We start from the raw sequence: 10,531 nt of genomic DNA on the forward strand, positions 1-10,531 counted from the left end.
GTCTGCTACTTCTTGGGAAACAGCTCTTTACGCTTGTACGGCTCCTGTTCGCCCGGCCTGCGCGTCTTGAGCAGCTTTAGGATCCAGGTGTACTGCTCTGGATTCGGGCTAACGAGGTGCTCTACCTCTTCATTCATCCGTCTGGCGAGGGTGTTATCGTCAGCGTCCAGCAGATCGTCCATCGGCGGTCTGACCATAATAGTCAGGCGATGCGTCTTGCTGTCATAGACCGGGAACAGCGGTACAACCCGAGCACGGCAGACTTTCATCAGGCGACCCACGGCAGGCAGCGTCGCTTTGTAGGTCGCAAAGAAGTCAACGAACTCGCTCTGCTCCGCGCCGTGATCCTGATCGGGCAGGTAGTAACCCCAATATCCCTGGCGTACGGATTGAATAAAATGTTTGATGCCGCTGTTACGTGGATGCAGACGCCCGCCAAAGCGGAGGCGCACTTTATTCCAGACGTAATCAAGAACCCTGTTCCCCTGGTTATGGAACATGGCAGCGATTGGCCGCCCCTGGGAGGCCATCAGCATCGCCGGAATATCGACGCCCCAGCCGTGCGGCACCAGCAGGATCACATTCTCACCGTTGCGCTGCATCTCGTCGATAATCTCTTTGCCTTGCCATTGAATACGACCGGCAATCTTCTCCGGGCCGCGTATCGCCAGCTCGGCCATCAGCACCATTGACTGGGGAGCAGTAGCAAACATCTTATCAACAATGGCTTCCCGCTCGGCTACGCTCTTATCAGGGAAGCAGTAGAGCAGATTAATTTGCGCCCGGCGGCGGGCACTTTTGCCCAGTCGTCCACCTAAACGCCCCAGCTTGCCCAGCAGCGGATCGCGTACCGAGGGCGGTATAAGCGACACGCCTGCCAGCGCGAGAACGCCCAGCCATGCGCCCCAGTAGCGCGGCTGCAGGAACTCCTTTTCAAACTGGGGAATGTATTCGCTGTTATTTTTTTTCGTTTCCATGCATCTTCCGGGAGCCGATAGACTCGGGTCAGAGAAATAATCAGGTATCAATTAACGTGATAGTTTAGCGAGACGTTTGGCTTCGCACAAAAGAAAAAGCCGGTGCCCATGGGCAACCGGCTTTTATAGCGCTTCTGCGGGGGCAAGCTAGTCGAAACGCAGCTGAGGCATAACCTCTTTCACCTGCGCCAGGTAGTCGCGGCGATCGCTGCCGGTCAACCCTTCGGTACGCGGCAGCTTAGCCGTTAATGGGTTGACCGCCTGCTGGTTGATCCACACCTCATAGTGCAGGTGCGGGCCGGTTGAGCGACCGGTATTACCCGAGAGCGCGATACGATCGCCCCGCTTCACCTTCTGGCCATCTTTCACCAGCAGCTTGCGCAGGTGCATATAGCGCGTGGTGTAGGTACGACCGTGACGGATCGCCACGTAGTAACCTGCCGCGCCGCTGCGCTTAGCGGTAACGACTTCGCCATCGCCTACCGCCAGCACCGGCGTGCCCTGCGGCATGGCAAAATCTACGCCTTTATGCGGAGCAACGCGGCCGGTCACCGGGTTCAGACGGCGCGGGTTAAAGTTTGACGAGACGCGGAACTGTTTAGAGGTTGGGAAACGCATAAAGCCCTTCGCCAGACCGGTACCGTTCCGATCGTAGAATTTGCCATCTTCAGCGCGGATAGCGTAGTAGTCTTTCCCGTCCGAGCGCAGACGTACGCCAAGCAGCTGGCTCTGTTCGCGCTTGCCGTCGAGCATTTCACGCGACATCAGCACCGAGAACTCATCGCCTTTTTTCAGCTTACGCAGATCTACCTGCCACTGCATGGCTTTGATCACCGCGCTGATTTCACCGCTGTTCAGACCGGCCTCTTTGGCGCTGGCAACGAAGCTGCCGCCGACTGCGCCTTTCAGCGTGGTGTTAACCCAGTCGCCCTGCTGAACTTCACTGCTCATTTTAAATGCGCCGCTCTCCATGCGGTCGTAGGTGCGGGTTTCACGGCGCGACATCTCCCAGGTCAGGCGCTGCAGATCGCCATCGGCAGTGAGCGTCCAGGAGATTTGCTGGCCGATCTTCAAATTACGCAGCTCTTTATCGGCGCTGGCGAGCTGGGTGACATCGCCCATATCCATGCCGTACTGGGTCAGAATACTGCTGAGCGTATCGCCGGTAGAGACAACGTACTCATGCACGCCCGCCTCGTTGCCGGTTTTATCATCCAGCTCGTCCTGGGGGATCTCTTCGACTTCATCAGGCATCGACTGATCGATAGGCTCACTGGCTTCCGGCAGCAGCGAACGGATCTCGCTCTTCTCCAGCTCAATGGCTTTTACAATCGGGGCGGACTCGGGGTGGTAGACATAGGGTCGCCAGACGGCGACCGCTAATGTGAGAACAGTAAGCGACCCCAGCATAACGCGATGGGGTCGAGGCAAATTGTTAAATGCCAGGGCGACAGAGCGGGCTATCTGTTGCACGTATTCACTTCCTCGTTAATCTCCTTTCAGGCAGCTCGCATACTGGTTTGAGAGTTGTTTCAAAAATTGCGCGTAGCTGGTTTTACTCAGCGCAATATTGGTGCCCAGAGGATCTAAAGTCCCCATTCGCACAGACGTTCCTCTCGCAACAGATTCAACGACCGCTGGCCTGAACTGTGGCTCAGCAAAAACGCAGGTTGCTTTTTGCTCAACTAACTGTGTTCTGATTTCATGTAAACGCTGCGCACCGGGCTGAATTTCAGGGTTAACGGTAAAATGGCCGAGCGGCGTCAGACCATAGTGTTTTTCGTAGTAGCCATAGGCGTCATGAAAAACGAAATACCCTTTCCCCTTCACGGGTGCGAGCTCAGTGCCGACCTGCTTATCGGTTTCGGCCAATTGTGCCTCAAAATCGCGCAGGTTGGCGTCAAGCTTGGCTCGACTTTGCGGCATAACTTCCACTAATTTTTGATGGATTGCAACCGCAGCCAGGCGGGCTACCTCCGGTGACATCCAAATGTGCATGTTATACTCGCCATGATGGTGATGTTCGTCACCCTTTTCGCCATGGTGGTCATGACCGTCATGCTCATCTTCGTCGTGCTCGCCGCCTTTCATCAGCAGCGGTTTCACCTCTGGCAGCTCGCCAATCGCCAGCTGTTTCTGCGCTGGCAGCTGCTGAGTCGGCTTCTGCATGAAGGCTTCCATGTCCGGCCCGACCCAAACCACTAAGTCCGCGCTCTGTAAGCGTTTTACATCCGAAGGACGCAATGAGTAATCATGCTCAGAGGCACCGTCCGGGAGTAATACTTCTGTCTTAGTCACACCGTCGGTAAGGGCGGCGGCGATAAAGCCGATAGGCTTAAGCGAAGCGACAACGGCGGCGTTGGCGGGAGAGAGTGTTATGCTCATCAGAGCGGTGGAGATTGCAGCGCAAAGAAGCGTATTTTTATGTAACATAATGCGACTAATCATCGTAATAAGTGGGTGGAATGTGATATTATAACATTCTATGACTTGTGCAAGCCCTTAAACACTATGACAAATCTTGTTTCACTGGAAAATGTATCCGTCTCCTTCGGTCAACGCCGCGTCCTGTCTGACATTTCGCTGGTGTTGCAGCCTGGAAAAATTTTAACCCTGCTGGGTCCAAACGGCGCAGGAAAATCTACCCTGGTGCGGGTCGTTTTGGGCCTGGTAGCAGCCGATTCCGGGACAATCAAGCGCGATAAGGCGCTACGCATTGGTTATGTTCCGCAGAAGCTGCATCTGGACGCCACCCTGCCCCTGACCGTCAGCCGCTTTTTGCGCCTGCGTCCGGGGACGCGTAAGGATGATATTCTTCCAGCCCTTAAGCGCGTACAGGCCGGACACCTGATTGACGCCCCGATGCAAAAGCTTTCCGGCGGTGAGACCCAGCGCGTGCTGCTGGCCCGCGCCCTGCTAAACGCGCCGCAGCTGCTGGTGTTGGATGAGCCGACCCAGGGCGTAGACGTGAACGGCCAGGTGGCGCTGTACGATCTGATTGACCAGCTGCGCCGGGAGCTGAACTGCGCCGTGCTGATGGTTTCTCACGATCTGCATCTGGTGATGGCGAAAACCGACGAGGTGCTGTGCCTGAACCATCATATCTGCTGCTCCGGCACGCCAGAGGTGGTGGCTATGCATCCGCAGTTTATCTCAATGTTTGGGCCGCGCGGTGCTGAACAGCTGGGCATCTATCGCCATAACCATAACCATCGCCATGATTTACAGGGCCGTATCGTACTGCGCCGGGGAAATGGAAACTCATGATTGAACTACTTCTGCCCGGCTGGCTGGCCGGGATGATGCTGGCCTGTGCCGCAGGCCCGCTGGGCTCCTTTGTGGTCTGGCGTCGGATGTCCTACTTCGGCGACACCCTCGCCCACGCGTCGCTGCTCGGCGTCGCCTTTGGTCTGCTGCTAAACGTTAATCCGTTTTACGCGGTGATTGCGGTGACGCTGCTGCTTGCCGGTGGACTGGTCTGGCTGGAGAAGCGTCCGCACCTGGCGATCGATACCCTGCTGGGCATTATGGCGCACAGTGCCCTGTCGCTGGGTCTGGTGGTGGTGAGCCTGATGTCGAACATTCGCGTCGACCTGATGGCCTACCTGTTTGGCGATCTGCTGGCGGTGACGCCGGACGATCTGATCATCCTCGGGGTGGGCGTCGCGATTGTGCTTGGCATTCTGCTCTGGCAGTGGCGCAGCCTGCTGTCGATGACCATCAGTCCGGATCTGGCCTTTGTTGACGGGGTAAAGCTGCAGCGGGTGAAGCTGCTGTTGATGCTGGTGACTGCCCTGACGATTGGCGTAGCGATGAAGTTTGTGGGCGCGCTGATCATCACTTCCCTGCTGATCATTCCCGCCGCGACCGCCCGCCGTTTCGCCCGCACGCCGGAGCAGATGGCCGGCGTTGCGGTAGGGGTAGGAATGCTCGCCGTCACCGGGGGGCTGACCTTCTCGGCGTTCTATGACACGCCCGCTGGCCCCTCGGTGGTGCTCTGCGCCGCAGCGCTGTTTATCCTTAGCATGATGAAGAAACCGGCGCAGTAATCATTTTCCCCGGTGGCGCTACGCTTACCGGGGCTACAAAACCTGCGGCATGCCTTATGGCATTGCCGGAGGTGTAATACCGAAGTGGTTCCAGGCTCTTACCGTCGCCATCCGGCCGCGCGGGGTGCGCTGTAAAAAGCCCTGCTGGATCAGGTATGGCTCCAGCACATCCTCAATCGTTTCTCGCTCTTCGCCGATGGCCGCTGCAAGGTTATCTAACCCCACCGGGCCGCCAAAGAACTTATCGATCACCGCCAGCAGCAGCTTGCGGTCCATGTAATCAAAACCTTCGGCGTCAACGTTGAGCATATCCAGCGCCTGGGCGGCCACGTCTGCGGAGATCGTCCCGTCATGCTTCACTTCAGAGAAGTCACGCACGCGACGCAGCAGGCGGTTGGCGATACGCGGCGTACCCCGGGAGCGGCGAGCCACTTCCAGCGCACCCTCTTCGCTCATCTCCAGCCCCATAAAGCGCGCGCTGCGCCCGACGATATGCTGCAGATCGGCGACCTGGTAAAACTCCAGGCGCTGCACAATGCCAAAGCGATCGCGCAGCGGCGAGGTCAGAGAGCCCGCACGGGTGGTGGCACCTATCAGCGTAAAGGGCGGTAGGTCGATTTTAATCGAGCGCGCCGCCGGGCCTTCGCCAATCATGATATCCAGCTGGTAATCTTCCATCGCTGGGTAGAGCACCTCTTCCACTACCGGCGACAGGCGATGGATCTCATCGATAAACAGCACGTCGTGCGGCTCAAGGTTGGTTAGCATCGCGGCGAGATCCCCTGCCTTTTCCAGCACCGGGCCAGAGGTGGTACGCAGATTAACGCCCATCTCGTTGGCGACAATGTTGGCCAGGGTCGTTTTACCCAGGCCCGGCGGGCCGAAGATCAGCAGATGATCGAGCGCATCACCACGCAGCTTTGCCGCCTGGATAAAAATCTCCATCTGCGAGCGCACCTGCGGCTGGCCAATGTATTCGTCGAGCAGCTTAGGACGGATCGCGCGATCGATGACCTCTTCCTGGGTAACGCTGCCTGCTGATACCAGGCGGTCTGCTTCTATCATCCTTTACCTCACATCGCGGCGCGAAGCGCTTCACGAATAAGTGTTTCACTGCTGGCATCCGGGCGTGCCAGTTTACTGACCATGCGGCTGGCTTCCTGAGGCTTGTAGCCCAGCGCCACCAGCGCGGCAACCGCTTCCTGCTCGGCATCGTCCGCCGACGGGCCCACGGGCGAAGTCAGCACCAGATCCGCCGCTGGCGTAAAGAGATCGCCATGCAGGCCTTTGAAGCGGTCTTTCATCTCAACAATCAGGCGCTCGGCGGTCTTTTTACCGATGCCGGGCAGCTTCACCAGCGCGTTGGGATCTTCGCGTTCGACGGCGTTGACAAACTGCTGCGCCGACATGCCGGAGAGGATCGCCAGCGCTAGCTTTGGCCCAACGCCGTTGGTTTTGATCAGCTCTTTAAACAGGGTACGTTCCTGTTTGTTGTTAAAGCCGTACAGCAACTGGGCATCTTCACGCACCACAAAGTGGGTGAAGATAATCGCTTCTTGCCCAGCATCCGGTAGCTCATAGAAGCAGGTCATTGGCATATGCACTTCATAGCCTACGCCGCCGGTCTCCAGCAGTACCAGCGGGGGTTGTTTCTCGACAATAATGCCTCTGAGTCTGCCTATCACGTTTCGCTCCTGCGCTATCGGCTAAAATTTTCTCTATGATATAAAAAAGGCTGGATACATATCCAGCCTCTTTTTCGATTAACGTAACCGCCCTCGCGCAAGATTGAGCCGCTTTTCACTCATTTGCATGGCGTTTTGGCTGACGTGACAGTGGGTTATGGCAATCGCCAGCGCATCGGCGGCATCCGCCTGGGGATTGGCGGGAAGCTTGAGCAGGGTACGCACCATATGCTGCACCTGACTCTTCTCTGCGCTACCGATGCCGACTACCGTCTGCTTAACCTGGCGGGCGGCATACTCAAAGACCGGCAGGTCCTGGTTTACCGCCGCAACAATCGCCACCCCGCGCGCCTGCCCGAGCTTAAGCGCCGAGTCGGCGTTTTTCGCCATAAAGACCTGCTCAATAGCGAAAAAGTCGGGCTGGAACTGGGTGATGATCTCCGACACGCCCGCGTAAATCAGCTTCAGGCGTGAGGGGAGATCGTCAACCTTGGTGCGGATACAGCCGCTGCCAAGATAGGTAAGCTGTCTGCCGACCTGGCGGATCACGCCGTAGCCGGTGATGCGTGAGCCGGGATCAATACCGAGAATGATTGACACCACGCACCTCCTGTTTTACGGATCCAGACGGCCTCATTCGAGGGTCGCTGCGACCTCATCAGAGATCTCACCGTTGTGGTAAACCTCCTGCACGTCATCGCAGTCTTCCAGCATGTCGATCAGGCGCAGCAGCTTCGGTGCGGTCTCGGCATCCATGTCCGCTTTGGTGGACGGGATCATCGACACTTCAGCGCTGTCCGCTTTCAGGCCAGCGGCTTCCAGCGCATCGCGTACGGCACCCATCTCTTCCCATGCGGTGTAGACGTCGATTGCGCCGTCGTCATAGGTCACCACGTCTTCCGCACCGGCTTCCAGCGCCGCTTCCATGATTGCATCTTCATCGCCCTGCTCGAAGGAGATCACCCCTTTTTTGCTGAACAGGTAGGCAACGGAGCCGTCGGTACCGAGGTTGCCGCCGGTTTTGGTGAAGGCATGGCGAACTTCTGCAACGGTACGGTTACGGTTGTCAGAGAGACACTCTACCATTACCGCCGTGCCGCCAGGGCCATAACCTTCATAAATGATGGTCTCCATGTTCGCGTCTTCATCGCCGCCCACGCCACGGGCGATGGCGCGGTTCAGGGTATCGCGAGTCATGTTGTTGGAGAGCGCTTTATCGATTGCCGCACGCAGACGCGGGTTAGAGCCGGCATCGCCGCCGCCCAGACGCGCTGCTGTTACCAGCTCACGAATAATTTTGGTAAAGATCTTACCGCGTTTGGCATCCTGTGCCGCTTTGCGGTGTTTGGTGTTGGCCCATTTACTGTGACCTGCCATAAAAAATTCTCCAAAAGCGCCTTCTCAGGCGGCGTTAATTACAAACTCTTCAATCGCCTGCCGGTTGCTCCACGACTTAGTCAGGGCGGCAGCATCCACCGCGTCGACCCAGCGGTAGGTCAGGTGTTCAGTGAACACGATCTCCCGCTCGTGAGGCAGCGCAAGACAGAACCACGATTCCGTGTTGCGCTTAATACCCGGCGCATAGCGATGACGTAAATGCATAAAAATTTCAAACTCAACCGTGCGCTGACAGTCGATCAAGGTCAGCTGCTCTGCTGCAACGTCAATCGCGACCTCTTCCTTTACTTCACGCGCGGCGGCCTGCGGCGCGGTTTCCCCCTCCTCCAGGCTGCCGGTAACCGACTGCCAGAAATTGGGATCGTCGCGCCGTTGTAGCATCAGCACCCGTTTCGTGTCCTGGGCGTAGATCACGACTAGCACGGAAACGGGTTGCTTATAGGTCATTAGTTATTCTCAGCCTTTTTGATCACTTCAATGCCCAGCTCGGTCAGCGCGGCCTGGTTGGCGAAGCTTGGCGCTTCGGTCATCAGGCAGGCAGCGGCGGTGGTTTTCGGGAAAGCGATCACGTCACGGATGTTATCGGTGCCGGTCAGCAGCATGGTCAGACGATCGAGACCGAAAGCCAGGCCCGCGTGCGGCGGCGTACCGTACTTCAGGGCGTCGAGCAGGAAGCCGAACTTCTCGCGCTGCTCCTGTTCGGTAATGCCGAGGATGCCAAACACCGTCTGCTGCATTTCGCCGCGGTGAATACGCACTGAACCACCACCCACTTCATAGCCGTTGATGACCATATCGTAGGCGTTAGCGATAGCGGTTTCCGGCGCGGCCTTCAGCTCTTCCGCAGTCATGTTGCTTGGCGCGGTGAACGGATGGTGCATCGCGGTCAGACCGCCCTCGCCGTCCTCTTCGAACATCGGGAAGTCGATGACCCACAGCGGTGCCCACTTGCTTTCGTCGGTGATGCTCAGGTCTTTACCCAGCTTGAGGCGCAGCGCACCCATCGCATCGGCAACCACTTTGCGGTTGTCCGCGCCGAAGAAGATCATGTCGCCATCCTGCGCACCGGTACGCTCCAGAATCGCTTCGATGATCTCAGCGTTCAGGAACTTCGCCACCGGGCTGGTAATGCCTTCCAGACCTTTTGCACGCTCGGTGACCTTGATGTAGGCCAGCCCTTTCGCGCCGTAGATCTTAATAAAGTTGCCGTAGTCGTCAATCTGCTTACGGCTCAGGGCAGCACCGCCCGGCACACGCAGGGCAGCCACGCGGCCTTTGGCGTCGTTGGCCGGACCGGCAAACACGGCGAACTCGACGCTTTTCAGCAGGTCGGCAACGTCCACCAGCTCCATCGGGTTACGCAGGTCTGGTTTATCAGAGCCGTAACGGCGCTCGGCCTCGGCAAAGGTCATCACCGGGAAGTCGCCCAGGTCAACGTTAATGGTGGCCTGCCACAGCTGACGCACCAGCGCTTCCATCACCTCACGCACCTGCGGTGCGGTCATGAAGGAAGTTTCAACATCGATCTGGGTAAATTCAGGCTGGCGATCTGCACGCAGGTCTTCATCGCGGAAGCATTTGACGATCTGGTAGTAGCGGTCAAAGCCGGACATCATCAGCAGCTGCTTGAACAGCTGCGGGGACTGCGGCAGGGCGTAGAATTTGCCTTTGTGCACGCGGCTCGGTACCAGATAGTCACGCGCCCCTTCCGGCGTCGCTTTGGTCAGCATCGGGGTTTCGATGTCGAGGAAACCGTGATCGTCCATAAAACGGCGTACGAAGCTAGTGATCTTCGCGCGGGTCTTCAGGCGGTTAGCCATCTCCGGGCGACGCAGATCCAGATAGCGGTACTTGAGACGCGCCTCTTCGGTATTGACGTGGTTGGAGTCGAGCGGCAGCGAGTCTGAACGGTTGATGATGGTCAGATCGGAGGCCAGCACTTCAATCTCGCCGGTAGCCATATCGCTGTTGATGTTTTTATCGTCACGGCGGCGCACGGTGCCGGTGACCTGGATGCAGAACTCATTACGCAGTTCAGAGGCCAGCTTTAACGCATCTGCGCGATCCGGATCGAAGAACACCTGCACGATACCTTCACGATCGCGCATATCGATAAAGATCAGGCTGCCGAGATCGCGGCGGCGGTTGACCCAACCACACAGAGTCACCTGCTGCCCCTCGTGGGACAGTCGAAGCTGTCCGCAATATTCTGTACGCATGAGATATCCCTTAACTTAGCCGCAGGCCGTTTGTCGCCTGCCTTGCAGCCACGACGACGCAGCGCGAGCTGAATGTCACAACTGGATGAAAAAAGGGGGCTATTATACTGGATATCAGCTTGACACTCAAAGCCAAGATGAGGCGCTACGTCGGCCTCTAGACAAGTTTTTAGGCAGCTTCTGCCCAATTCTCCAGCTCGTTT

General features: G+C 57.6%; 11 protein-coding genes. 2 read left to right on the top strand and 9 right to left on the bottom strand.

Annotated elements, in window-relative coordinates; genetic code table 11:
- Nucleotides 1-5: 5 nt before the first annotated feature.
- The 3 genes from lpxM to znuA all read right to left on the bottom strand — a co-directional run bounded on the left by lpxM (nt 6) and on the right by znuA (nt 3,410).
- Nucleotides 6-977 carry a lauroyl-Kdo(2)-lipid IV(A) myristoyltransferase gene (gene lpxM, locus FN633_RS09775; protein ID WP_154057573.1) on the bottom strand — a complete coding sequence of 324 codons (972 nt, stop codon included), beginning with the start codon at nt 975-977 and terminating at the stop codon, nt 6-8.
- 147 nt (nt 978-1,124) lie between these two features.
- Nucleotides 1,125-2,450, bottom strand: coding sequence for a murein DD-endopeptidase MepM (mepM, locus tag FN633_RS09780; RefSeq protein ID WP_154057574.1), 1,326 nt, complete (start codon nt 2,448-2,450; stop codon nt 1,125-1,127).
- A 15-nt stretch (nt 2,451-2,465) separates the two neighbouring features.
- The gene (znuA, locus tag FN633_RS09785; RefSeq protein ID WP_154057575.1) at nt 2,466-3,410 is read right to left on the bottom strand and encodes a zinc ABC transporter substrate-binding protein ZnuA; all 945 of its coding nucleotides are present in this window, start codon (nt 3,408-3,410) and stop codon (nt 2,466-2,468) included.
- Nucleotides 3,411-3,488: 78 nt separating this feature from the next.
- Here znuA and znuC point away from each other — a divergent pair, with 78 nt between their 5' ends.
- Complete coding sequence (gene znuC, locus FN633_RS09790) at nt 3,489-4,244, top strand: zinc ABC transporter ATP-binding protein ZnuC (RefSeq protein WP_042391353.1); 756 nt, start codon at nt 3,489-3,491, stop codon at nt 4,242-4,244.
- Nucleotides 4,241-5,026 (top strand): zinc ABC transporter permease subunit ZnuB, encoded by a 786-nt coding sequence (gene znuB, locus FN633_RS09795; protein WP_154057576.1) that lies wholly within the window; start codon nt 4,241-4,243, stop codon nt 5,024-5,026. The genes znuC and znuB overlap by 4 nt, the downstream gene beginning before the upstream one ends.
- Nucleotides 5,027-5,080: 54 nt before the next feature.
- On the opposite strand, the gene ruvB is transcribed toward znuB, so the two are convergent.
- The 6 genes from ruvB to aspS form a co-directional block, all read right to left on the bottom strand.
- The gene (gene ruvB, locus FN633_RS09800; RefSeq protein WP_042391355.1) at nt 5,081-6,091 is read right to left on the bottom strand and encodes a Holliday junction branch migration DNA helicase RuvB; all 1,011 of its coding nucleotides are present in this window, start codon (nt 6,089-6,091) and stop codon (nt 5,081-5,083) included.
- 8 nt (nt 6,092-6,099) lie between these two features.
- Nucleotides 6,100-6,711: a Holliday junction branch migration protein RuvA gene (ruvA, locus tag FN633_RS09805; RefSeq protein ID WP_042391356.1), complete on the bottom strand. Its 612-nt coding sequence runs from the start codon at nt 6,709-6,711 to the stop codon at nt 6,100-6,102.
- A gap of 78 nt (nt 6,712-6,789) precedes the next feature.
- Nucleotides 6,790-7,311: a crossover junction endodeoxyribonuclease RuvC gene (gene ruvC, locus FN633_RS09810; RefSeq protein ID WP_042391357.1), complete on the bottom strand. Its 522-nt coding sequence runs from the start codon at nt 7,309-7,311 to the stop codon at nt 6,790-6,792.
- A gap of 33 nt (nt 7,312-7,344) precedes the next feature.
- Nucleotides 7,345-8,088 carry a YebC/PmpR family DNA-binding transcriptional regulator gene (locus FN633_RS09815; RefSeq protein WP_042391358.1) on the bottom strand — a complete coding sequence of 248 codons (744 nt, stop codon included), beginning with the start codon at nt 8,086-8,088 and terminating at the stop codon, nt 7,345-7,347.
- A 24-nt stretch (nt 8,089-8,112) separates the two neighbouring features.
- Complete coding sequence (gene nudB, locus FN633_RS09820; RefSeq protein WP_042391361.1) at nt 8,113-8,556, bottom strand: dihydroneopterin triphosphate diphosphatase; 444 nt, start codon at nt 8,554-8,556, stop codon at nt 8,113-8,115.
- The gene (gene aspS / locus FN633_RS09825) at nt 8,556-10,328 is read right to left on the bottom strand and encodes an aspartate--tRNA ligase (RefSeq protein ID WP_154057577.1); all 1,773 of its coding nucleotides are present in this window, start codon (nt 10,326-10,328) and stop codon (nt 8,556-8,558) included. The genes nudB and aspS overlap by 1 nt, the downstream gene beginning before the upstream one ends.
- Nucleotides 10,329-10,531: the final 203 nt, after the last annotated feature.

The sequence above is a fragment of the Pseudescherichia vulneris genome (genome assembly GCF_902164725.1).
Lineage (GTDB): Bacteria > Pseudomonadota > Gammaproteobacteria > Enterobacterales > Enterobacteriaceae > Pseudescherichia > Pseudescherichia vulneris.

Excerpts from the sequence above, each read along its gene's own strand:
- lpxM (WP_154057573.1), bottom strand. The coding sequence starts at position 977 with ATGGAAACGAAAAAAAATAACAGCGAATACATTCCCCAGTTTGAAAAG.
- znuA (WP_154057575.1), bottom strand. The coding sequence starts at position 3,410 with ATGTTACATAAAAATACGCTTCTTTGCGCTGCAATCTCCACCGCTCTG.
- znuC (WP_042391353.1), top strand. The coding sequence starts at position 3,489 with ATGACAAATCTTGTTTCACTGGAAAATGTATCCGTCTCCTTCGGTCAA.
- znuB (WP_154057576.1), top strand. The coding sequence starts at position 4,241 with ATGATTGAACTACTTCTGCCCGGCTGGCTGGCCGGGATGATGCTGGCC.
- ruvB (WP_042391355.1), bottom strand. The coding sequence starts at position 6,091 with ATGATAGAAGCAGACCGCCTGGTATCAGCAGGCAGCGTTACCCAGGAA.
- FN633_RS09815 (WP_042391358.1), bottom strand. The coding sequence starts at position 8,088 with ATGGCAGGTCACAGTAAATGGGCCAACACCAAACACCGCAAAGCGGCA.
- nudB (WP_042391361.1), bottom strand. The coding sequence starts at position 8,556 with ATGACCTATAAGCAACCCGTTTCCGTGCTAGTCGTGATCTACGCCCAG.
- aspS (WP_154057577.1), bottom strand. The coding sequence starts at position 10,328 with ATGCGTACAGAATATTGCGGACAGCTTCGACTGTCCCACGAGGGGCAG.